Source organism: Methylobacterium sp. Leaf108, from assembly GCF_001423265.1.
GTDB lineage: Bacteria > Pseudomonadota > Alphaproteobacteria > Rhizobiales > Beijerinckiaceae > Methylobacterium.
The window spans coordinates 135,555-157,294 of the sequence record NZ_LMND01000034.1 but is presented as its reverse complement, the minus strand read 5'-3'; the positions used below and the strand labels follow the sequence as shown (position 1 = coordinate 157,294).

The 21,740-nt window shown below is 69.8% G+C and carries 19 protein-coding genes; 10 read left to right on the top strand and 9 right to left on the bottom strand.

All coding sequences use genetic code 11. The features are described 5' to 3' along the window. Positions 1-60: 60 nt before the first annotated feature. The 5 genes from ASF39_RS18730 to ASF39_RS18710 form a co-directional block, all read right to left on the bottom strand. Positions 61-2,211: a methyl-accepting chemotaxis protein gene (locus ASF39_RS18730; protein ID WP_056286707.1), complete on the bottom strand. Its 2,151-nt coding sequence runs from the start codon at positions 2,209-2,211 to the stop codon at positions 61-63. Between the two features lie 212 nt (positions 2,212-2,423). Beyond that, complete coding sequence (gene ilvA, locus ASF39_RS18725; protein WP_082494673.1) at positions 2,424-3,995, bottom strand: threonine ammonia-lyase, biosynthetic; 1,572 nt, start codon at positions 3,993-3,995, stop codon at positions 2,424-2,426. Positions 3,996-4,064: 69 nt separating this feature from the next. Continuing rightward, positions 4,065-4,412, bottom strand: a complete 348-nt coding sequence (locus tag ASF39_RS18720; RefSeq protein ID WP_055889841.1) for a diacylglycerol kinase — start codon at positions 4,410-4,412, stop codon at positions 4,065-4,067. A 6-nt stretch (positions 4,413-4,418) separates the two neighbouring features. Continuing rightward, the gene (locus tag ASF39_RS18715; RefSeq protein ID WP_056286784.1) at positions 4,419-5,483 is read right to left on the bottom strand and encodes an AbrB family transcriptional regulator; all 1,065 of its coding nucleotides are present in this window, start codon (positions 5,481-5,483) and stop codon (positions 4,419-4,421) included. A gap of 51 nt (positions 5,484-5,534) precedes the next feature. After that, positions 5,535-6,509 (bottom strand): LysR substrate-binding domain-containing protein, encoded by a 975-nt coding sequence (locus tag ASF39_RS18710; protein ID WP_055889839.1) that lies wholly within the window; start codon positions 6,507-6,509, stop codon positions 5,535-5,537. A 339-nt stretch (positions 6,510-6,848) separates the two neighbouring features. On the opposite strand from ASF39_RS18710, the gene katG reads away from it, so the two are divergent. The 4 genes from katG (at position 6,849) to ASF39_RS18690 (ending at position 13,471) form a co-directional block, all read left to right on the top strand. After that, the gene (katG, locus tag ASF39_RS18705; protein WP_156648551.1) at positions 6,849-9,101 is read left to right on the top strand and encodes a catalase/peroxidase HPI; all 2,253 of its coding nucleotides are present in this window, start codon (positions 6,849-6,851) and stop codon (positions 9,099-9,101) included. Between the two features lie 394 nt (positions 9,102-9,495). Then, positions 9,496-9,957 (top strand): DUF4112 domain-containing protein, encoded by a 462-nt coding sequence (locus ASF39_RS18700; RefSeq protein ID WP_244472473.1) that lies wholly within the window; start codon positions 9,496-9,498, stop codon positions 9,955-9,957. A gap of 25 nt (positions 9,958-9,982) precedes the next feature. Continuing rightward, positions 9,983-11,128 carry an ABC transporter permease gene (locus ASF39_RS18695; RefSeq protein WP_056286782.1) on the top strand — a complete coding sequence of 382 codons (1,146 nt, stop codon included), beginning with the start codon at positions 9,983-9,985 and terminating at the stop codon, positions 11,126-11,128. A gap of 150 nt (positions 11,129-11,278) precedes the next feature. Continuing rightward, complete coding sequence (locus ASF39_RS18690; RefSeq protein ID WP_082494672.1) at positions 11,279-13,471, top strand: EAL domain-containing protein; 2,193 nt, start codon at positions 11,279-11,281, stop codon at positions 13,469-13,471. A gap of 46 nt (positions 13,472-13,517) precedes the next feature. Here the strand turns inward: ASF39_RS18690 and ASF39_RS18685 are convergent, their stop codons facing one another. Both ASF39_RS18685 and ASF39_RS18680 read right to left on the bottom strand, forming a co-directional pair. Beyond that, positions 13,518-13,844 carry a hypothetical protein gene (locus tag ASF39_RS18685; protein ID WP_055889955.1) on the bottom strand — a complete coding sequence of 109 codons (327 nt, stop codon included), beginning with the start codon at positions 13,842-13,844 and terminating at the stop codon, positions 13,518-13,520. Positions 13,845-14,060: 216 nt separating this feature from the next. After that, positions 14,061-14,735 carry a transglutaminase-like cysteine peptidase gene (locus ASF39_RS18680; protein WP_056286698.1) on the bottom strand — a complete coding sequence of 225 codons (675 nt, stop codon included), beginning with the start codon at positions 14,733-14,735 and terminating at the stop codon, positions 14,061-14,063. Between the two features lie 226 nt (positions 14,736-14,961). On the opposite strand from ASF39_RS18680, the gene ASF39_RS18675 reads away from it, so the two are divergent. The 3 genes from ASF39_RS18675 (at position 14,962) to ASF39_RS18665 (ending at position 16,626) form a co-directional block, all read left to right on the top strand. Continuing rightward, positions 14,962-15,309 carry a hypothetical protein gene (locus tag ASF39_RS18675; RefSeq protein ID WP_244472468.1) on the top strand — a complete coding sequence of 116 codons (348 nt, stop codon included), beginning with the start codon at positions 14,962-14,964 and terminating at the stop codon, positions 15,307-15,309. A 77-nt stretch (positions 15,310-15,386) separates the two neighbouring features. Next, positions 15,387-15,896, top strand: coding sequence for an NUDIX domain-containing protein (locus ASF39_RS18670; protein ID WP_056286695.1), 510 nt, complete (start codon positions 15,387-15,389; stop codon positions 15,894-15,896). Positions 15,897-15,954: 58 nt separating this feature from the next. Next, positions 15,955-16,626 (top strand): carbonic anhydrase, encoded by a 672-nt coding sequence (locus tag ASF39_RS18665; RefSeq protein WP_055889828.1) that lies wholly within the window; start codon positions 15,955-15,957, stop codon positions 16,624-16,626. Between the two features lie 86 nt (positions 16,627-16,712). Here the strand turns inward: ASF39_RS18665 and ASF39_RS18660 are convergent, their stop codons facing one another. After that, positions 16,713-17,420, bottom strand: a complete 708-nt coding sequence (locus ASF39_RS18660; protein WP_055889949.1) for a DUF4142 domain-containing protein — start codon at positions 17,418-17,420, stop codon at positions 16,713-16,715. A gap of 191 nt (positions 17,421-17,611) precedes the next feature. On the opposite strand from ASF39_RS18660, the gene ASF39_RS18655 reads away from it, so the two are divergent. The 3 genes from ASF39_RS18655 (at position 17,612) to ASF39_RS18645 (ending at position 20,434) form a co-directional block, all read left to right on the top strand. Further along, positions 17,612-18,700, top strand: coding sequence for an acyltransferase (locus ASF39_RS18655; RefSeq protein WP_244472467.1), 1,089 nt, complete (start codon positions 17,612-17,614; stop codon positions 18,698-18,700). Positions 18,701-18,826: 126 nt separating this feature from the next. Beyond that, a complete protein-coding gene (locus ASF39_RS18650) occupies positions 18,827-19,687 on the top strand; it encodes a universal stress protein (RefSeq protein ID WP_055889824.1) in 861 nt (286 codons plus the stop codon). Between the two features lie 120 nt (positions 19,688-19,807). Continuing rightward, positions 19,808-20,434, top strand: a complete 627-nt coding sequence (locus ASF39_RS18645) for a hypothetical protein (RefSeq protein ID WP_244472466.1) — start codon at positions 19,808-19,810, stop codon at positions 20,432-20,434. A 19-nt stretch (positions 20,435-20,453) separates the two neighbouring features. On the opposite strand, the gene ASF39_RS18640 is transcribed toward ASF39_RS18645, so the two are convergent. Continuing rightward, positions 20,454-21,608 carry an aminotransferase gene (locus ASF39_RS18640; RefSeq protein WP_055889820.1) on the bottom strand — a complete coding sequence of 385 codons (1,155 nt, stop codon included), beginning with the start codon at positions 21,606-21,608 and terminating at the stop codon, positions 20,454-20,456. Positions 21,609-21,740: the final 132 nt, after the last annotated feature.

Sequence of the window (21,740 nt, the reverse complement as noted above, 5' to 3'; positions counted from 1 at the left end):
ACGTGGCGGGCGCCCCGCGTCAACCCTGAGGCGTCCTCCCCGTCGTGCCTGTTGCGGTGCTCAGGCGGCGCGGACCGTCGACAGGAACTGCCCGACCTCGGCGCGGAGCCGGTCGGACTGGCGCGAGAGGTCGTCGGAGGCCTGCATCACCTGGGCCGTGGAGGCGCCGGCATCGGCGGCGGCGCGCGCGACCTCCTCGATGTCTGCGCTCATCCCGGCGGTGCCGGAGGAGGCCTGGCCCATGTTGCGCACGATCTCCCGCGTGGTCAGGCCCTGCTCCTCCACCGCGGCGGCGATGCTGGTGGTGACCGCGCTCATGCTCTCGATCCGGGCGACGATACCCTGGATGGCGCCCGCCGCCCCGCCGGTGGCGGCCTGGATCGCATCGACCTGCTGTCCGATCTCGGCGGTGGCACGGGTGGTCTGCTCGGCGAGATTCTTGACCTCGGCGGCCACCACCGCGAAGCCGCGCCCGGCCTCGCCGGCGCGGGCCGCCTCGATGGTGGCGTTGAGGGCGAGCAGGTTGGTCTGCGAGGCGATCTGGGAGACCATGCCGACGACGTCGCCGATCCGGGTCGCCGCGGCCGAGAGGTCGCGCATGGTCTGGGCGGTCTGGTTCGCCTGCCCGACGCTGGTGCGCGACATCTCCGCGGCCTGCTCGACCTGACGGCCGATCTCCTGGACCGTGGCGCCGAGCTCCTCGGCGGCGGCCGCGACCGCATTGACGTTGCCCGCGGTCTCGTGGGCCGTGACCGCCACGGAGTTCGAGCGGCGGGCGGTATCCTCGACGGCGGCGTTCATCGTGCCCGAGGCGGCCTGGAGGCCGCCGGCCGCCTGCGAGACGCTGGTCACGATGGAGCCCACCGAATGCTCGAAGCGGTCGGCGAGGTCGGCCAGCATGGCGCGGCGCTCGCTCTCCTGCCGCATCCGCGAGGCCTCGGTCGTCTGGAGCTGCAGGGCGGCATCCTCCAGGGAGATGTCGCGGATGATGACGACGGAGCGGGCGATGTCGCCGATCTCGTCGGCCCGGCGGCTCCCGGCGACATCGGACAGGGGCTCGCGCCGGGCCAGCGCCTTGAGGGCGTCGTTGAGCGCGCCGAGCGGCCGCACGATGGTCCGGGCGAAGAACAGGCCCGCCAGCGCCGTGAGGAGGAGGACGGGCAGGGCCGACATCGCGAGGGTCTGCGTCAGGTTCGCGACCGCGTGGAGCGCCTCGTCCTCGGACTGCTCGGCGACCAGCGTCCAGGGTGCGCCGAGGAGCGACAGCCTGGAGGAGGCGGCCATGCGGGTCTCGGCCCCGGTCCCGTAGGAGAACGGCACCGGGCTCGCCAGGGCCGCGGTCGGCAAGCCGAGGGTGGCGACGGGCGAACCGGCCAGCCTGGAGGAGGCCAGCGGCGGGTCGCTGCGCAGGAGGCCGTCCTCGCCGACGGCCATGATCTGGCCCGTCCTGCCGAGCCCGGTCCGGTCGGACAGGGCGTCCTTGAACAGGGTGGGGTCGAGGCGCAGGACAAGGAAGCCGATGCGCGTGGCCTCCTGGCCGGTTCCCATGGCGACATTGGCCCGGCGCTGAACGGAGCGGCCGAGGAAGGCGGAAGGGCCCTTGTCGGCCGGGTAGGGTGCGAAGTCCTGGAACAGGGTCGCCTCCGGATCGGCCGTCCTGAGGCGCTCGACCAGCTTGGAAAGGCCCGTTCCCGTCATCTCGGGTTCGGCGAGCGAGCGGGAGAAGTCGGCGCCCTTCGTCGTGGTGTAGACGATGCGCCCGGCCTCATCGACGAAGAGAAGATCGGCGTAGCCCGGCCGTTTGAGCAGGCGCCGCCCGGCCTCCTGCACCTTGGCGTGGCGCCGGCCGTACATGGTGCCGGCGCCCTCCACGGCCATGCGCTCGCCGGCCGTGGCAGGGCCGGTGAAGGCCTTGACCAGTTCGGCATAGCCGGGCTTGCCGGGATCGAGGGCCTCGACGAGGTCCTGGACGTTGCCCGACACCTGCGGGTTCGCGGCCACCGTGGCGAGGTCGCCGACCGCGCGGTTGCCGATGAGTTCCAGGCTCGTCTTCTTCGTCGTGGCCGCGAACTCCAGCCGGTCGTTGGCGGCCGCCACGAGACCGGCCTTGGCCGAATACCAGCTCACCGTGCCCATGGTGGCCGCGCTGAGGAGCGCCAGGCCGACGGTGATGGCGGGAAGGCGGGCGTTGAGGCTGGAGAACATCGGCATCGGCTCGTCGCACAGGTCTGAAGCCAGCCGTGATACGCCGCCAAGGGTTAAGGTTTGGTCAGGGACAGGTCTCAGGTGCCGATCCCCGATCGTGGCCAGTATCGCCCGGCGGCGGGCAAATCGTTCGAGCGACGGTTCGACGCCGGGCGGCGGCGATGACGCCCGGCGGACTCAAGGTCGGAGGCGAGAATCTTGAGCCCCGGAACCGACGACTATGCGTGCGCCGGGGTCGAGGCGGCGGAGTCCAGGAACATGCGGTAGGCGGGGTTGTCGGTCTCGTCGGTGCAGGGATAGCCGAGGTCGGCGATCGCCGCGTCGAAGCGGCCGCGCTCGGCTTCCGGCACCGCGATGCCCGCCAGGACCCGGCCGTAGTCGGCGCCGTGGTTGCGATAGTGGAACAGGGTGATGTCGAACCCCTCGCCGAGACGGTCGAGGAACTTCATCAGGGCGCCCGGCCGCTCGGGGAACTGGAAGCGGTAGATGCGCTCGTCGGCGAGCCCGGTGGCGCGGCCGCCGACCATGTAGCGGATATGGACCTTGGCCATCTCGTTGTCGCTCATGTCGACGACGGGATATCCGGCCTCGCCGAGGGAGGCCACGAGGGCGTGTTTCTCCGCCACCCCGCCGGCGAGGTTGATGCCGACGAAGATCCGCGCTTCCGGGGTGCCGGCGTTGCGGTAGTTGAACTCGGTGATGGCGCGCGGGCCCAGGCTGTGGATGAAGGCCCGGTAGGCGCCGGGGCGCTCGGGGATCGTGACGCCGAGCAGCACCTCGCGCTGCTCGCCGATCTCGGCGCGCTCGGCGATGTGGCGCAGCCGGTCGAAGTTGAGGTTGGCGCCGCTCGAGATCGCGACCAGCGTGCCGGTCCCCTCCGGGTGCTGCTGCGCGTAGCGCTTGGCCCCCGCCAGGGCCAGGGCGCCGGAGGGCTCGGAGACGGCCCGGGTGTCGTCGAACACGTCCTTGACCGCCGCGCACATGGCGTCGGTGTCCACCGTGATGACCCCGTCGAGGTTGTCGCGACAGAGGCGGAAGGTCTCCGCCCCGGCCTGGCGCACGGCGACGCCGTCGGCGAAGAGGCCGACGGTGGGCAGCATCACGAGGTCGCCGGCGTCGAGGGCGGCCTTCATGCAGGCGGCGTCGTCGGGCTCGACGCCGATCACCTTGGTCTGCGGACGCAGGTACTTCACGAAGGTCGCGACCCCGGCGGCGAGACCGCCGCCGCCGACGGGAACGAAGATCGCCTCGATCGGCCCGGAGTGCTGGGTCAGGATCTCCATGCCGATGGTGCCCTGGCCGGCGATCACGTCGGGATCGTCGAAGGGGTGCAGGAAGGTCAGGCCCTCGGCCGCCTCCCGCTCGCGGGCGTGGCCCAGGGCCTCGTCGAAGGCGTCGCCGTGCAGCACGACCTCGGCGCCTCGCGCACGGCAGGCATCGACCTTGATCGCCGGGGTGGTGCGCGGCATCACGATCACCGCGCGCACGCCGAGTTTCTGCGCCGCCAGCGCCACCCCCTGGGCATGGTTGCCGGCCGAGGCGCAGATGACGCCGCGCGCCAGCACGGCGGGATCGAGCCCCGACATCTTGTTGTAGGCGCCGCGCAGCTTGAACGAGAACACCGGCTGCAGGTCCTCGCGCTTGAGGAGCACCGGCCGGCCGAGACGCTTGGACATGCGCGGCATCGGGTCGAGGGGGCTCTCGATCGCCACGTCGTAGACGCGGGCGGTGAGGATCTTGCGGATGTAGTCGGTCAAGGCTCTGGTATTCCGGGACGTGCGGAGGCCGATGCGGTCGCCGCGCCCACCGACATAGGCGCCGGGACGGCGAGAAGCGAGACGGCCGTGAGGTCGCGCTGCTCAGCCGATCCGCGTCGCCACGCCCGCGAGCCAGACCAGGGCGACGACGATCTGAGCGAGGAAGGCACCGGCGGAGGCCAGATCCTTGACCGTCCCGATCGCCGGATGGTGGGACGGATGCAGGTGGTCGCACAGCTTCTCGACGGCCGTGTTGAGGAATTCCGCCGCCAGCATGAGGAGCAGGCTCGCCACCAGGGCGAGCCGGGTCCACCAGGTCTCGCCGACGAGGCAGGCCAGGGGCAGCCCGGCGGCGAGCAGCGCCAGTTCGAGGCGGATCGCCCGTTCGGTACGGGCACCGTGACGCAGGCCGCGCCAGGAATTGAGGAAGGCGAGCCACAGCGCCGGCATCGCCGCTCAGGTCTCCGCGGCGTTGCCGCCGATCCAACGGGCGAGGATCGGCCCGGTGATCAGCACCACGAACAGCCGCAGGGTCTGGACGGCCAGGACGAAGGAGACGTCCACCTTCGAGCCCACCGCGATGATGGCCACGGAGTCGAGCCCGCCCGGGGAGGTGGCGAGGTAGGCGGTGAGGAAATCGATCGGCAGGAGGAAGGTGATCCCGTAGGCCCAGCCGCCGCACAGCAGGATCAGCCCGGTCGTCGCCACGAGGATGCCGGGCAGGGCCGACAGCGACTCGCGCACCGTCTCGCGCGTGAAGCGCAGGCCCACGTACCAGCCGATCGTGGCATAGGCGGCGTCGAGGAGCGTGGCCGGCAGGGACATGCTGGCCACGCCCGTGGCGTGCAGGACGGCCCCGAGGATCATCGGGCCGATCAGCGCCCCGCCGGGGAGCCCCAGCGCGAGGGAGAGCCCCGCCCCCGTCGCGGCGACGGCCAGGGTCGCGAGCACCGCGAGAAGGCGGGGATCCTCGGGCATGACCTCCCCCGCGCCACCGGGCGCGGCGACGTCCGTCAGCAGCCGCGCCACCACCGAGGCCGAGACCACCACGAGGGCGACGCGCACGTATTGCATGAAGGCGACGAGGCGCGGATCGGACCCGTAGTCCTCCGACATCGCCACCATGGCCGCGGCTCCGCCCGGCGACGAGCCCCAGGCCGCGGTCGCGCCCGGCAGGACCTTCAGACGCGTCAGCACCACCCCGACGATGGCGCCGGCCACCACCGTCACCAGGACGACGGCGAGGATCAGCACTCCGTCCCCGAGGATGGTGCCGACAATATCCGCCGTCACCGATTTCGCCACGAGGCAGCCGACGAGGGCTTGGGCCGTCAGGAAGCCGGGCTTAGGCATGCGGATGGACGCGCCCGAGACCCCGAAGGCGATCGCCGCCAGCATCGGCCCGAGCAGCAGGGCCGCCGGAAAATGCGCGAGGGTCAGGCCGTAGGCCAACGTCCCCGAAACGACGAGGAGGCCGGCCCAGAGTGAGACCGCGGTGAGGGGAGATGTGGCCTGGGGCACCGGCGCGCCGATCACGAGGGACGAGGGCGGCTCGCCCCGGTCGGCGCGGCGCTACACCGGATCGGCCACGCTGTCACGGCGCGCCGGCTTCGTCCGCGGCACCGCGTCGTCGCGGCAGGCGGTGGTGCCCGCGGGCGCATGCGCCCGGAAGAACGCCGCCAGGTGCGACAGGCCGGCCGCGCGCGGGTCGCTCGACCGCCAGGCCAGGGCGATGGTGCGGCCCGGGCCGTCGACGTCGAACCCCCGCGTCACCGTGAGCCCGCTCGGGTCGGGACCGGACGGGGCCGCCAGGGCCGGCAGCAGGGTGTAGCCGGCCCCGGCCGCCACCATCGAGCGCAGGGTCTCGAGGCTGGTGGCATGGCGCCCGGCGGCATTGCCGGCGCCGCAGGCGGCCACGGCCTGGTCCCGCAGGCAATTGCCCTCGTCGAGGAGCAGGAGGTCGGGGCCGGCGACATCGATGGCGCGCAGGGCGCCGCCGCGGGCCAGCGGGTGGTCGGCCGGGCAGGCGAGCAGGAACGGCTCGATGAACAGCGGCGAGACCGTGAGTCCCGAGGTCGGCAGCGGCAGCGAGACCAGCGCCGCGTCGATCCGGCCGTCACGCAGTCCCTCCAGGATCTCGGCGGTGCGCGCCTCGCTGAGGGCCAGCGACAGCAGCGGGAAATCCTGCCGGAGGCTGCGCAGGACCAGTGGAAAGAGGTAGGGCCCCAGCGTCTGGATCGCCGCCAGCACGAGGCGGCCGACGAGGGGGGCGCCGCGCCCCTCGCTCGCCAGGACGAGCAGGCGCTGCGCCTCGGCCAGCACGGTGCGCGCCTGGCGCACGATGCCCTGGCCGGCCAGCGTCGTCATCACCCGGCGGTTGCCGCGCTCGAACAGGGTGAGGCCCAGGCCCTCCTCGAGCTTGCGCACCTGCACGCTCAGGGTCGGCTGGCTGACGTTGCAGCGCTCCGCGGCCCGGCCGAAGTGATGCTCCTCGGCCAGGGCCACCACGTATTCGAGGTCACGCAGGGACAGGCCCGAGATGTTCATAGACAGCGCCTATCACACATTTCGTAACGATGCATTGGCCAAACGACACCAGAGCGAGCATAAGCCCCTCGGAACGATTCCAGGTCTGGGTCCCGAGGAACGCACCTTTCGCGACGGACCCCTGCTTGAAAGGACGGCGACGCGTGCGCACGGCATGTCGCCGTTCCATCCGACCGGCATCCATCCGCCTGCAGGGCGGGCAACAGAGCGGGTCGGAGACAAGTATCGTCGGCTCGCCGAGGTGCGACACGAGCCGAGCATCGGGACGACATCGCGCTATAAAAGGGATTTTACGTGAACGAGATCAAGAATATCGCACTCGATACCAGTACGTTCGTCATGGAGGGCAAGTGCCCGTTCGGCGGTGACCGGATCGGCGGCGCGGTCGGCACCACGCCGTCGCTGTCGGACTGGTACCCCAATCGCCTGAAGGTCGAGCTTCTCCACCAGAACGGTCCGCAGGCCAATCCGCTGGGCGAGGACTTCGACTACAAGGCCGCGTTCGAGACGCTCGATCTCGACGCGGTGAAACAGGACATCAAGTCCTTCCTCACGACGTCGGTGGCGTGGTGGCCGTCCGATTACGGCAACTACGGCCCGCAGATGATCCGCATGGCCTGGCACTCGGCCGGCAGCTACCGGATCTCCGACGGTCGCGGCGGTGCCGGAGAGGCGCTCCAGCGCTTCGCACCGATCAACAGCTGGTGGGACAACGGCAACATCGACAAGTCCCGTCGCCTGATCTGGCCGATCAAGCAGAAGTACGGCGACGCCCTGTCGTGGGGCGACCTGATGATCCTGACCGGCAACTGCGCCCTGGAGATCATGGGCTTCCCGACCTACGGCTTCGCCGGCGGACGTCAGGACGCGTGGGAGGCCGACAACGCGACCTACTGGGGTCCCGAGGTCTGGGACCCGTCGAACGTCACCTCGTTCGACAGCATGGTGACCCGCGACAAACGCTGGCGCGGCCAGAACGGCGACGCCGACTACGATCTCGAGAACCCGCTGGCCGCCTCGCACCAGGCGCTCATCTACGTGAACCCGGAAGGCCCGTACTCCAACGGCGACCCGATGGGTGCGGCGCGCGACATCCGCACCACCTTCACCCGCATGGCGATGAACGACGAGGAGACCGTGGCCCTGATCGCTGGCGGCCACGCCTTCGGCAAGAGCCACGGGATGGTTCCGGCCGATCAGATCGGGCCGCCGCCCGAGATCGCGCCGATCGAGGCGATGGGGCTCGGCTGGCATAACCCGAAGGGCACCGGCGCCGGGCCGAACACCATGACCAACGGCATCGAAGGCAGCTGGACGCCCGACCCGACGAAGTGGGACAACGCCTACCTCGAGAACCTCTTCAAGTTCGAATGGGTGCAGACCAAAAGCCCGGCCGGCGCGTCGCAGTGGACGCCGGCCGATCCGGACGCGCCTAAGACCCCCGACGCTCACATCCCGGGCCAGATGCACGGCCTGATGATGATGACCACCGACATCGCGTTGAAGGTCGACCCCGAGTACCGCAAGATCTGCGAGAAGTTCCTGAACGATTTCGACGCGTTCACGCTCGCCTTCTCGAAGGCGTGGTACAAGCTGACCCATCGCGACATGGGACCCAAGGAGCGCTACCTCGGTCCGGAGGTGAAGATCGAGGACGACCTGCTGTGGCAGGATCCGATCCCGCCGCGTGACTTCGCGCTCATCGACGAGGCCGATATCGCCGCCCTCAAGCGGGACATCCTGGCCACCGGCCTGTCGGTGTCGGACCTCTCGTTCACCGCCTTCTCCGCGGCCGCGACCTACCGCGACAGCGACAAGCGCGGTGGCGCCAACGGCGGCCGGCTCGCCCTGGCTCCGCAGAAGGACTGGGCGATCAACCAGCGGACGGTACCGGTGGTGGCCGCACTCAGGCAGGTCGCCGAGGCGTTCAACGGGAAGTCGGCCGGCAAGCGGGTGTCGCTGGCCGACCTCATCGTCCTCGGCGGATGCGCGGCGGTGGAAAAGGCGCTGGCCGACGGCGGCCATGCGGCGACCGTGCCGTTCACGCCCGGCCGGGTCGACACGACCCAGGATCGGACCGACATCGAGATGTTCGAGTGGCTGAAGCCCGTGGTCGACGGCTTCCGCAACTTCGTGGCCGACGACTTCGCGGCGATCACGGCAGGGCGGGTCTCGCCCGAGGAGCTCTTCCTCGATAAGGCCTACCTGCTCACGCTCACGGCCCCCGAATGGGTCGCACTGGTCGGCGGCCTGCGTGCGTTGGGTGCCAATCACGACGGGTCGAAGCACGGCCAGTTCACGGATCGGGTCGGCGTGCTGTCGAACGACTTCTTCGTCAACCTCACGAGCGTCGACCTCGACTGGCGCAAGGACGACGAGACCGGCATGACCTTCACCCTGGCCGATCGCGCCAGCGGCGAGGCCAGGTTCACCGCGACCCGCTGCGACCTGGTGTTCGGGTCGAACTCCCAACTCCGCTCCGTCGCCGAAGTCTATGCCAGCAAGGGTGGCGAGGCGCGCTTCGCCAAGGACTTCGTGAAGGTGTGGAACAAGGTGATGATGCTCGACCGCTACGACGTCAAAGCCCACTAAAGGCGAGCGGGACGCCGGGCGGCGACGGAACCGCCCGGCACCCTCTCACCCCGGTGAAGCCAGGGCCGTCTCTCTCGGATCGCGGGAGGCGGCCCTTTTGTGTTGCGACCGCCGTCGATCCTGCGCCGATGATGCCGACCTTATGCGGACCCGATCATCGCGCGCCCGATCATGCCAGTTCCGGTCGACCGCTGCGTGATGCGGAAACGGGCTTCTCTCGGGCGCCGCGCGGGCTTGCCGATACGGCCATCGGATCGGCCGGACGCCTCGTCGCGCCGCAATCCCTTGCGGAGATCCCGTGCCGCGATCCCTTGCGGAGCCTTGGGGCGTGGGCCACATCTGCCCGGTACGCGCTTAGCGCGATCGTCACGTCCGGAGCCCAGCCATGGCGATCATCGAGACCCTCGATCCGACTGCCGCGGATCGCTTCGCCGGTGCCGCACGCACCGGGGAGGCCGACCGGCGCGCGGCCGCGGAAGCGGCGATGCTGCGCTTGGAGCAGTTCGCCCACGTCATGGACGCGGCGTTCGTCATCCCCGGCATCAACCGACGGGTCGGCGTCGACGCGGTGCTCGGCTTGGTGCCCGGCCTGGGCGATCTCGCCGGCGTGTGCCTGTCGTCCTATGTCGTCTACGAGGCCCGGCGGCTCGGCGCGCCGCGCTGGCTTCTGGCCCGCATGGCGATGAACGTCGCCTTCGACGGCGCCGTGGGCATCGTTCCGTTGGCTGGCGACATCTTCGACGCCGCCTTCAAGGCGAACCTGCGCAACGTTCGCCTTCTGCGCCGCCACCTCGAGCGCAGCGGCAAGATCCGGCCCAGCGTGATCGAGGGCACGGCATACCGCATCGACGGCTGAGCCCGACGCTGGTAGGGCGGTGGTCGTGAACGAGATCGCCCACCCGCCCGCCAACCTGCCCGTCGCTCCGCCGGTGAAGGGTGGCCTCTCGCCCTTGAATCGCCGCCGGCTCGCGAATTTTCGCGGCAACCGACTCGGGTTCTGGTCGTTCGTGGTCTTCCTCGTCCTGTTCGGGCTCAGCCTGTTCGCCGAGTTCATCGCCAACGACAAGCCGATCGTCGTGTCCTACAAGGGCGAGATCCTGTTCCCGGTTCTCGTCGACTATCCCGACGAGAAGTTCGGCGGCTTCTATGCCCGGCCCGACTATCGCTCGGCCGAGACCCGCAAGGAGATCGCCGACAACGGCTGGGCGATGTGGCCGCCCATCCCCTATTCCTACGACACCATCATCAACGGCCTGCCCACCCCCTCGCCGTCGCCCCCGACCTGGATGCTCACCGAGGACCAGTGCCGGCCGGTGGCCGAGCGGACCGGCGGCACCGGTTGCCGCGACATCGAGTGGAATTGGCTCGGCACCGACAACACCGCCCGCGATGTCCTCGCGCGGATCATCTACGGCTTTCGCATCTCGGTTCTGTTCGGGCTCATCCTGGCCGCGATCTCCTCGGTGATCGGCGTGATCGCCGGGGCGGTGCAGGGCTACTTCGGGGGGTGGGTCGACCTCGCGCTGCAGCGGTTCATCGAGGTCTGGAGCGCGATCCCGACGCTCTATCTCATCATCATCATCTCGGCCTTCATCGCGCCGGGCTTCTTCGTCCTCCTCGGCATCCTGCTCCTGTTCTCCTGGGTCGCGCTGGTGGGCGTCGTACGGGCCGAGTTCCTGCGCGCGCGCAACTTCGAGTACGTCCGCGCCGCCCGTGCCCTCGGCCTGTCGAACGTCCGCATCATGAGCCGCCACCTCCTGCCCAACGCCATGGTGGCGACGCTGACCTTCCTGCCGTTCATCCTCAACGGATCGATCTCGACGCTGACCTCCCTCGACTTCCTCGGCTTCGGCCTGCCCCCCGGCTCGGCTTCGCTCGGAGAGCTGCTGGCGCAGGGCAAGGACAACATCCAGGCGCCGTGGCTCGGGCTTACCGGTTTCATCGTCGTCGCGGTGATGCTGAGTCTGCTCATCTTCGCCGGTGAGGCGGTGCGCGACGCTTTCGATCCGCGGAAGACGTTCGCGTGAGCTTATCGGGGCGCCGCTGCCGGAGCGAACACAGAAACGATTGTCAACCCGATCGGACGAAAACGGCTACGTTGTCCGATCACGCTTAGAGGATGTTAGCTTTTTGGGCTATCATTTGCTGGCTTACCGCGTCCTGACGGTGCCCATCAAATGACTCCCTCGTTATCAGGATCGGCCGCGGCCATCGAGGCCCGTCGCCTTACCGCACTGCGCTCCTACCGCGTCATCGACACCGTGGCGACGCCCGAGTTGGGCCGCCTGACCGCCCTCGCCGCCGCGAGCCTCGGGGTTCCGATGGCATGGGTCGCGCTGCTGGACCACGATACCTGCCGCCGCCATGCCTGTGTCGGGACCACGACGACCCAGGTTCCACGCCACGGCGCGCCGTGCGCCGCAGCGATGGCCGCCGACGAGGTCTTCGTCGTTCCCGACGTCACCTGCGATCCGCGTCTGTCCGCAGGATCGTCGGCCGATTGGCCGGAGAACCTACGGTTCTTCGCCGGTGCCGCCCTCGTCACCGCAGCCGGCGATCGGCTGGGGGCGCTGTGCATCGGGGATACCGAGGCCAACGCCACCTTCTCGGTCGAAGCCCGGCAGATGCTGGCGAGTTTCGCGGCCCTGGCGATGGCGCACCTCGACCTGCGCCGGTCCGACGTCCTCAACGCCGCCTCGGCCGGGTTCGCCAAGGCGTCCGAATACTCGTTCATCGCCATCGACGAGAGCGGCACGATCACCTTCGTCAACCCGGCCGGCGAGGCGCTGTTCGGCTACGAGCCCGGCGAGATGATCGGGCAGGACATCGAGATCATCATCCCCGAGCCGTTCCGGAAGGCGCACAAGGTCGGCCTCGCCCGCATCGCCTCGGGCTGTCCCACCAAGCTCGCCGGCCGCACCATCGAGCTCCCCGGCCAGCGCCGCGACGGCAGCGTCTTCCCGATGGAATTCTCGATGTCGATCTGGGAGGACCGGGTCGGCATCGGCATCGGCGCGATCATGCGCGACATCAGCGAATGGCGGGCGCGGGACGCCAAGCTCATCCAGATGGCCCACCACGACAAGCTCACCGGCCTCATCAACCGGGCCTCGTTCGACGAGGACCTTCAGACCGTTCTGGCGGGGGGGCGCCACGCCACGGTCATGCTGCTCGACCTCGACGGCTTCAAGGAGGTGAACGACAGCCTCGGCCATGCCATCGGCGACGCTTTGCTCCAGGCGGTTGCGATCCGGCTGCCGACCTGCGTCGGCGGAACGGTGACGGTGGCCCGGTTCGCGGGCGATACCTTCGCCCTCCTGTTTCCCGGGTCCGGCGATCCGCTGGCGGCCGGAACCTGCGCCGCCACGATCCTCGATACCTTCCAGGCACCGTTCGAGATCAGCGGCCACACCTTCCATGTGAGCATCAGCATCGGCGTGGCGATCGGCACCGGCCCGGAGATCACCGGCGACGAGCTGGTGGCGGATGCGGACCTCGCCCTCTACCGGGCCAAGCGCGACGGCCGGCACTGCATGCGCCTGTTCGATCCCACCCTGCGCAGCGCCATCGTCGCCCGGCGCGCCCTGCACGACGAGGTCACGCGCGGCCTCGAAGCGTCGGAATTCGTCCTGCATTACCAGCCGCAGGTCTGCCTGGTGAACGGACGCATGATCGGCGTCGAGGCGCTGCTGCGCTGGCAGCATCCCCAGCGGGGCCTGCTGCTGCCCGGCGCCTTCATCGAGACTCTGGAAGCCCATCCCCTGGCCGCCACCCTCGGCCGCTGGATCGTCGCGGAGGCGTGCCGCCAGTCGGCGGCCTGGCGCGCCGCCGGCCTGCCGCCGATCCGTGTGGCGGTGAACCTGTTCGGATCGCACCTTCAGGAGGGCTCGCTCGCCCGCGAGGTGATGAGCGGGCTCGCCCAGCACGGCCTGCCGGCCGACGCCCTCGAGATCGAGGTGACCGAGCGCATCGCCCTCCAGGCCGACAGCACCGTCCTCGATCCCATCCGGGAGTTGCATCGCCTGGGCGTCGCCATCGCCTTCGACGATTTCGGCACCGGCTACGCCTCGCTCAGCTCCCTCAAGCGGTTTCCGCTGAACCGCCTCAAGATCGACCGCAGCTTCGTGCGCGACATCCTCACCGACGTGCACGACGCCGAGATCGTGCGCGCGATCCTCGGAATGGCCCACAGCTTCGGCCTCGACGTCATCGCCGAAGGCATCGAGACCTTCGAGCAGCAGGAGATCCTGCGCCGTATGGGCTGCCGCGAGGGCCAGGGCTATCTCTACGGCAAGGCGATGGCGCCGGGTGCCATCGCGGCTCTGCTCGAACGCAAGCCCCCTTGGCAGACCGTCGCCAGCGCCGCCTGAAGTCCCGATGCGGGCCCGCCCCGTGTGGCGGTCCCGCCGGCTGTGATCAGAGCGGCTGGGTGGTCTGCACGCCGAGAAGCCAGCCACGGGCGCGCTGGAGGAGGGCGGGCCGCACCCGTGCCACGTCGTCGTCGTCCACGAGGGGGGATGTCGACAGGGCCGCCAGGTAGGCGGTCTCGCTCTCGCGGCAGGTCCGCACGGCGGTGTCGGCCGCCAGCGTCCGGCTCGTCAGAACGGCCTGCAGGCTAAAGCTGCGCTCGAGGCAGCCGCGCCATGTGGCATGGAGGGTCGCCACGTCGCCGGCGCTCGCGGGGATCGCCGATCCCGCCAGACCGACCGCCAGGATCATGCCGCGCAGGGTCGCGTTTCGCATCGTCCAGGTCCGGTCCGTCATGGGCTCGAGCCCTCCGTCACAGGCCGACGATGCCCTTGCGACGCCTAATATTTCCTTACCGTTAAGGACGTGTCTTCGTCCCGATGTGGGACGCTCCTCGAAGGTTCGGCGTCCTCCCGGTCCACGTTCCGCTGGCCGAACGTCGGTTCGCCGCGGGCCTCCGTCGTGGAGTCGTGGGGCGATGACCGCTCTGCCTCAGCGGTTGGCCGTGGTCACCGGCGAGGCTGCGCGGCCGAGGGAAACCCAGCCGATGCCGGCCTGGCTCTCGCGCTTGATGAAGGTGTAGCCGGTCTGACGCCAGGGCAGGACGCTGCTGGTCTTGTTGTCGAGGATGATGTCGCCCCGGTCGGTGATCAGGGTCAGGACGGCGTGTCCCTCGCCCTTCTCGTCGATCACGACCGTCATCCGCATCGCGCGGCGCGAAAGGCCGGCCTCGGCCAGCATCCGACGCTTGACGAGCTGGAAGTCCTCGCAATCGCCGGCGCCGTCCTCGGCGAGGTCCCAACGGTCGGCCGAACCCCAATGGTCGAGGTCGGTGATCGCCCGCAGGGACTTGTTCACCTTGCGGTTGACGGAGACGATGGTGTTCCAGACCGCGGGGCTGAGCGTGATGACGGCCGCCTCGGCGGTCGAAACCGCGCATTCGGCGGCATAGCTCTGGCAGAACTCCGTCCAGGCCGCGATGGGGCGGGCGTCGGCTCCGGCGACGATGGCGCTGGGTGCGGCCGGCAGCGACGCGAACGTCTGGGCCTCCGCAGCCGAGCCGGCGATCAGGCCGGCGAGGATCGGCAGACCGATGCCGCAAAGGGCACGGGCAGCCTTGACGAAGCGCGACGGGGTGTTCTGAAGAGTGGAACTCGCGACCCGCATGACCCTGCCCGTCTCGTTAATCTGCCGTTAACGAACGGTCTCATGGCGGCGGTTTCTCGGCAATCGGCGAGTTAATAAAAGGTTAACACGACCGGTCGCATTGCGCGCAGCTCCTTTGCCGGCGACCGATCCTCCGCCGGGTCCCCCCGGCGGGCCCGCCTCTTGCCGATCGGACGCCGTTCGCCATGTTGTGGCGTAAGGGGACGCCGATCGACGAGGATCGACCGTGATACGCTCTACCGCCTTCGTACCGTTCGCCCTGCTGCTCTCGTGCCTTTCCGCCGGAGCGCAGGACGGGCTCGTGATCGATTCCTCCCGCAAGGCCGTGCTCATCCACGGCAACTACTGCGGTCCCGGCAACAGGGCGCCGCGTCCGCCGGTCGACGCCCTCGATACGGCCTGCATGCACCACGACGCCTGCTCGCCGCCCCGCGGGCAGATCGCCACCTGCGCCTGCAACGATCAGCTCAACCGCGAGGCGGCCGCGGTCGCCGACGATCCGTCCGAGCCGGACAGGGTGCGCGACACCGCCGAGCTGGTCGCCGCGACGGCGCTGGCGCTCCCCTGCCGCTGACCGGTGCCCGCTCGGGGACGGCGACCGGGTCGAGCACCCGCGCTTGCCAAAGCGGAGGCCCTTGCTAAAGCGTGGGCATGACCGAGCCTCCGCATCGCCAGATCGCCCGTGCCCTGGTCTTCGATCCCCGCGAGCGCCTTCTGCTCATCGAGTACGAGGCGGTCCGGCCGTTCGATCCGGTGGACCCGGAGCGTCGCGGGTTCTGGTTCATGCCCGGCGGTGGGATCGAGTTTGGCGAGACGCCCGAACAGGCCTGTCGCCGCGAACTCGCAGAGGAAATCGGGCGGCCCGATGTCGATCTCGGTCCGTGCGTGGCGACCTGCGACGGACCGTTCCATCTCTTCCGGACATCGCGCATCGCGCACGAACGCTACTTCGTCGTGCGCCTGCCCGACGATCGGATCGACACGGCACGACTTGCCGAGACCGAGGACAATCCCGTCCGCGGCGTGCGCTGGTGGAGCTCGAGCGACCTCGACGCCACCTCGGAACGGATCGAACCTCGTGGCCTGGCCGCGCTCGCGCGGCGTATCCTCAACGGCGATGTGCCGGGCTCCCCCGTCACCCTGTCGTGGCACGACTCTTGACGGTCGCCCTACCCGTCCCACGTTTATCCCCGCCCGTCCACACCTTGGAGATGTCCGTATGTTTCCCGAAGCCCTGACCTCCGGCTACCGCCATTTTCTCGACGATCGCCTGCCCAAGGAGGTCAGCCGTTACGCCACCGTGGCCGAGGGCCAGAGTCCCGAGGTGCTGCTCATCGGCTGTTGCGACAGCCGCGTCTCGCCCGAGGTGATCTTCGACACGGGGCCGGGCGAACTCTTCATCGTGCGCAACGTCGCCAACATCGTGCCGCCGTTCGAGGCCGGGGGCCAGTATCACGGAACGTCGGCGGCCATCGAGTTCGCGGTGCAGGCGCTGGAGGTCAAGCATATCGTCGTGCTCGGGCATGCCACCTGCGGCGGCATCAAGGCCTATGCGACGCAGCCGAAGCCCCTGTCGGAGGGCAACTTCATCGGCAAGTGGGTCTCCCTCGTCGGTCCGGCCGCCGAGAAGGCGGAGACCCAGAGCGGGCCCGACTACATGACCCGCCTCGAGTACGCGATGGTCGCCCAGAGCCTCGAGAACCTGATGACCTTCGCCTTCGTGCGCGAGCGGGTCGAGGATGGCCGACTGCAGCTGCACGGCGCTCACTTCGGCATCGCCAAGGGTGAACTCCTGGTCCGCGATCCGACCACGGGCGATTTCGCTCCGGCGATCGACCAGAATGGGCAGAAGGTGTCGCCGACCTCGCTGATCAACTGCGTGGAGCCTTGAGCCCAGCTGCCGACCGCGCAAACGAAAATGGCGGGCCATCGGCCCGCCATTCCATATGGTCGCTGTCGGGCGTCGCGACGCACCGTTCAGCGAGCGCCGGGAAGAGCCTGGGCCATCCGGTAATGCCCCTCGAGCACCGGCAGAGCCTGCTCGGCGTGGGCGCGAAGCGCGGGGTTGGTGCCGGTGGCGGCATAGGACCGGTACATCCCGATCGTCATCTCGTGCGACTGGACCTGCATGCTCCCGTAGAGGCGGTCGAAACGCTGGCCCGAGGGGGCGGCGGCGAGTTCGGCCAGCATCTGCTGCTGCTGCGGGTTCAGGGGAACCATGGTGGTGCCGGCGGTGGTGTCGACGTCACGGGTCATCATCCGGCTGCCGGTGGAGGCGCCGCGCGCCGCTCCGCTACCGAGACCCTCGACAGCCCCGACCGGACCACCGCTGAGCGTACCGCCGACGACGCCCGCCGCTGCACCGGTCGCGGCACCGACCGCGCCACCGGCCACAGCCAACGGGGCCTCGATCAGACCGCCGATGGGACCGCCGTTGGAGGCCATCACGTTACGCTCGCCGCCCGCGAGAGCGACGTTGGCGGCGCGGTGGTCGCGCACGGCATCGCGGGCGAAGCGCAGGACGGCCGGGTTGCGGCTCTTGTCGAGGGCGATCTGGCTCGACTGGATCTCGAAGGCGTTCGCCTGCATCGCCGCCATACGGAAATCGCCCTGCATGGTCTGCGCGGCAGCGGGGGCCGAGATCACGGCGACGGCGGCGGTGAACGCTGCGTAAGTCTTGTTCATGGTCATCCTCGAATATGGTTTCGACGAACGATGGATGCGACCGTCGTCGGTCGGCCGCATCGCAATCGTCGGTGCGACCCGTCAACGGGGCCTGCTTCTATTGGTTCCTGCCCGATGGGTCAGGCTATTGCTGCGTCGCCCGAGAATACTATAGCCACGCTTGATCGGTCGGATACGGATCGTCGACGCTGATGCTGCGGGCGATCCAGGTCTTGCGGGCGATGGCGGCCCTGATGGTCGTCATGCACCACGCCACGGTGGAAGCGGTCATCCTGGCCGACCGGGGCGGCGTGGCGTTCGCTGCGATCGGAGTGCTCCCGTGGGCCGCCGGGGTCGACGTGTTCTTCGTCATCTCGGGCTTCATCATCGTTCATGCCGCCGCCCCGCTGTACGGGGTGAGGGGTGGTTGGCGGCGCTTCCTCGCCCACCGCGTTGCCCGTCTGGTTCCCCTCTACTGGCTGGCGAGCGGCCTGTACCTCGCCGTCGTGCTGGCCCTGCCGGGGCTGCTCTCCAACGGCGGGCGCGGGCTCGCCGAGCCCGGCTTCGTGATCGCATCGCTGCTGTTCTGGCCGGTGCTCGACCCCGACGGCCGGGCCCAGCCGCTCTATTCCCTGGGCTGGACGCTCCAGTGCGAGATGGCGTTCTACCTGCTGTTCGCGGTCGCTCTGGGCTGGGGGCGCCGTGCCGCCGTCGCCTGGGTCGCCGGCGTCCTCGGCCTTCTGGCCGGATTGCACGTGCTGGTGCCGGACCTGGCGATGCCCCTGGCGTTCTGGAGCGCTCCGATCGGCCTCGAATTCGCCCTCGGCGCCGCGGTCGGCCTGGCACGGGCGGAGGGCCTGCGGCTGTCGCTGGCGTCTCGGCTCGCCTTGGCGCTCGTCGGCCTCGCGCTGCTGTCGGTCGCGCCCGAGCCCGATGCCGTGGCGCGGCCGCTCGCCTACGGCCTGCCGGCGATGCTGCTGGTGGCGGCCGCCGGGCTCGGTGCGTCCGCCGGGCGGGCGACGTCGTCGTCCCTGCCGTGGCGGTTCGGCATCCACCTGGGGGACGCCTCCTACGCCCTCTACCTCGTTCATCCCTTCGTGCTGCGCGGCCTGCGCGGCGCGATCACCGGTCTCGCCCTGCCGATCTCGCCCTCGGCGTCCATGGCCGCGATGATCATGATGGCGGCGGCGATCGCCCTCGCGGTCCACCGCTACGTCGAGCGCCCGATGGTCGCCCGCGCCCGCCGCTGGCTCGATCCGGCCGGCACCGGAACCCGGCCGAAGCCGGTCGACGGACCCTGAAGAGGCCCATCGAGCGACCGGCGGGGCGTTTTCCCTCGACCCGTTCCGAATACCGGGCTCCCCTTTTCGAGCCGATGCGCTAGCCTCCGCCATCGTCGCGATCCGACAGGCCGAGGTGCCGCATCCATGAAGACGCTTCTCGTCCCCGTGGCCCTTCACGATTCCCTCGACTCGGTGTTCGAGACCACGCGCATCGTGGCGACCCTGTTCGGTAGCCTGGTGGAGGGGGTCTCCCTCCGGCCGGCCCTGGCGGAATACGTCCCCGTCGACATGGTGGGCGGCATGACGTGGCTGCGCGACGAGGAGGCCGACAAGGCGGAGGCCGAAGCCGCAGGCCGCCGGTTCGTCGACTTCATGTCCAACGCCGGCCTGCCGCTGGCGCAGGAGGGACCCTGCACCCCGGAGGCCGTCGCCAAGGCAGGACCCCGCTACCGCTGGCGTCCCGACGTCCCGGCCGGCGACGCCTTCCTCGGCCATTACGCGCGGCTGTTCACCGCCACCGTGGTCGGCCGGCCCGGCGCGGACGACGGCAGTCCGCGCATGACCACTTTCGAGACGGCCCTGTTCGAAGGAGGGCGCCCGATCCTGCTGGCGCCGCCCAAGCCCCCCGCGAGCCTGGGCACCGCCGTCATGATCGCCTGGAACGGCTCGACCGAGACCGCGCGGGCGGTGGCCTTCGCGATGCCGTTCCTGCGCAAGGCCGCCCGCATCCGGGTCATCAGCGTCGAGGGCGGGACGGTCCCGGGTCCGAGTGCGGAAGACCTGGCGCGGGCGCTGGCCTGTGAGGGGATCGAGGCCGACCACAGCGCCCTTCCGGCCGGGCGGCGCACCCCCGGCGAGGTCTTTCTCACCGAGGCGCAGGCCTATGGCTGCGATCTCCTGATCAAGGGCGCCTATACCCAGAGCCGCCTGCGCCAGATGATCTTCGGCGGCCCCACCAGCCATCTGCTCGCGCATGCCGAGATCCCGATGCTGCTGGCCCACTGAGCGCAGCGCACGAAATCGACCGGCGCCGAGGGCACCATCCGCCGAATGGCGGGTTTTCCGGTGCCGGCCCTCGCACCGTTGGGCGACGGCCTGCAGCCCCCGAAGGATCGAGACCCGGTCATGACGTCTGCCACTCTCACGTTCGCCAGGACGGGCGTCGCGATCGCCGCCCTCATGGGCGCTCTCACCGCCGGCGCTTCGGCGCTCCGGGCCGAGACCTTGAAGGTGTACCGCGGGACGATCGAGGACGCCGACAGCGAGAAGGCGACGATCAGGACCCGATCCGGCCAGAGCGTCGTCCTGACCTTTCCCGAGCGGCCGAAGATCTTCTCGGCGCTGACGGGGCGTCTCTCGGACGTGAAGCCGGAGAGCTACATCGGCGCGACCGCGATGCCGCAGCCCGACGGCACGCAGAAGGCGCTGCAGCTGACGGTCTTTTCCTCCAGCCTCAGGGGAACGTCGGACGGACATGCGCCCTCCGATCTCGTGGACGGCGCCGCCACCACGAACGGCGCGGTCCAGACCCTCGAGGGGACGAAGGGTCGCGTCATCACCGTCCGCTACCGCGACGGCGAGAAGACCATCGTCGCCGACGACGGTACGCCGGTGAACCTCGTCGATCCCGGCGACAAGAGCCTTCTGATCTCCGGTGCGCCGATCGTCGCCTTCACCCAGCCCGCACCAGGCGGCAAGATCCGGGCTGTCATCGTGGTCGTCGGCCGTAACGGCACCGTTCCGGCCATGTGAGGCGTATACGCGGTCGTTCTCAGGCCAGCGTCCGGCCGAAGTCGCCGATGCGGTCGAGGGCCGCGTCGAGGGTGTGATCCGCCTTGGCGAAGCAGAACCGCACGATGTGGCGCACCGGGTCCGCGGTGTAGAAGGCGCTGACCGGGATCGCGGCGACCCCGTAGTCCGACACGAGCGTGCGGCAGAAGGCGACGTCGTCGGCGATGCCCAAGTCCGCGATGTCGATGTTGAGGAACCACGTCGCCTGCGCCGGAAGAACCGTGAACCCCCGCTCCGCCAAACCGCGCGCCAGCCGGTCGCGCGATCGCGCGAACCCGGCGCGCATCTCCTCGAAATAAGCCCTGTCCTTGGCCAGCCCGTAGGCGACGGCTTCCTGGAGGTTGGGCGGCGTCGTGAAGGTCAAGAACTGATGGGCCTTCGACAGGCCCTTCATGAGGGTCGGTGCCGCCATGACGAAGCCGACCTTCCAGCCGGTGAGGCTGAAGATCTTTCCGGCCGAGCCGATCTTCACCGTCCGCTCGCGCATGCCGGGGACGGCCATGAGCGGGAGGTGTCGGCGCCCGTCGAAGACGAGGTGCTCCCAGACCTCGTCGCAGACCGCGACGACGTCGAAACGCTCGCAGAACCCCGCCAGCATGGTGAGATCGTCCTCGGCCAGGACCGTCGCGCTCGGATTGAGCGGATCGTTGAGGACGACGACCCTCGTCCTCTCGCTGAACGCAGCGGCGAGGGCCGCCTCGTCGAGGCCGAAGTGCGGGGGCCGCAGCGTCACGACCCGCGGGATGCCGCCCGCCCTCAGGACCAACGGCCGGTAGGCGTCGTAGGCGGGTTCGAACAGCACGACCTCGTCGCCCGGCTCGATCAGGGCCAGAAGCGAGGCGGCCAGGGCCTCCGTCGCCCCCGAGGTCACCATCACCTCCGTCTCCGGGTCGAGCGTCAGCCCCTGGTGCCGGCCGTAATGGGCGGCGATGGCCTCGCGCAGGATCGGCAGGCCCATCATCGGCGGGTACTGATTGTAGCCTTCCAGCAGCGCGCGGGCCGCCGTCTCGCGGATGTCCGCCGGGCCGGGATCGTCGGGAAAGCCCTGGCCGAGGTTGATCGCGCCGTGATGGCGGGCCAGGCCCGACATCACTTCGAAGATGGTGGTCGGAAGATCAGCGAAGACGGGGTTCATGAGACGAAACCGCGGAAAGAAGACGAGGGCGCCGGCTTCACCGCGCCTAGCATGGTGGAAGAGCGGTACATATCCCGACGTCGCGTGCGCAGGCGCACCCTCGACAACGGTCGATCTCTGACGATTGTTGAC

Excerpts from the sequence above, each read along its gene's own strand:
- ASF39_RS18730 (WP_056286707.1), bottom strand. The coding sequence starts at position 2,211 with ATGCCGATGTTCTCCAGCCTCAACGCCCGCCTTCCCGCCATCACCGTC.
- ASF39_RS18665 (WP_055889828.1), top strand. The coding sequence starts at position 15,955 with ATGTTTCCCGAAGCCCTGACCTCCGGCTACCGCCATTTTCTCGACGAT.
- ASF39_RS18660 (WP_055889949.1), bottom strand. The coding sequence starts at position 17,420 with ATGAACAAGACTTACGCAGCGTTCACCGCCGCCGTCGCCGTGATCTCG.
- ASF39_RS18685 (WP_055889955.1), bottom strand. The coding sequence starts at position 13,844 with ATGCGAAACGCGACCCTGCGCGGCATGATCCTGGCGGTCGGTCTGGCG.
- ASF39_RS18640 (WP_055889820.1), bottom strand. The coding sequence starts at position 21,608 with ATGAACCCCGTCTTCGCTGATCTTCCGACCACCATCTTCGAAGTGATG.
- ASF39_RS18690 (WP_082494672.1), top strand. The coding sequence starts at position 11,279 with ATGACTCCCTCGTTATCAGGATCGGCCGCGGCCATCGAGGCCCGTCGC.
- ASF39_RS18650 (WP_055889824.1), top strand. The coding sequence starts at position 18,827 with ATGAAGACGCTTCTCGTCCCCGTGGCCCTTCACGATTCCCTCGACTCG.
- ASF39_RS18645 (WP_244472466.1), top strand. The coding sequence starts at position 19,808 with ATGACGTCTGCCACTCTCACGTTCGCCAGGACGGGCGTCGCGATCGCC.
- ASF39_RS18710 (WP_055889839.1), bottom strand. The coding sequence starts at position 6,509 with ATGAACATCTCGGGCCTGTCCCTGCGTGACCTCGAATACGTGGTGGCC.
- ASF39_RS18655 (WP_244472467.1), top strand. The coding sequence starts at position 17,612 with ATGCTGCGGGCGATCCAGGTCTTGCGGGCGATGGCGGCCCTGATGGTC.
- ASF39_RS18680 (WP_056286698.1), bottom strand. The coding sequence starts at position 14,735 with ATGCGGGTCGCGAGTTCCACTCTTCAGAACACCCCGTCGCGCTTCGTC.
- ASF39_RS18670 (WP_056286695.1), top strand. The coding sequence starts at position 15,387 with ATGACCGAGCCTCCGCATCGCCAGATCGCCCGTGCCCTGGTCTTCGAT.
- ASF39_RS18720 (WP_055889841.1), bottom strand. The coding sequence starts at position 4,412 with ATGCCGGCGCTGTGGCTCGCCTTCCTCAATTCCTGGCGCGGCCTGCGT.
- katG (WP_156648551.1), top strand. The coding sequence starts at position 6,849 with ATGGAGGGCAAGTGCCCGTTCGGCGGTGACCGGATCGGCGGCGCGGTC.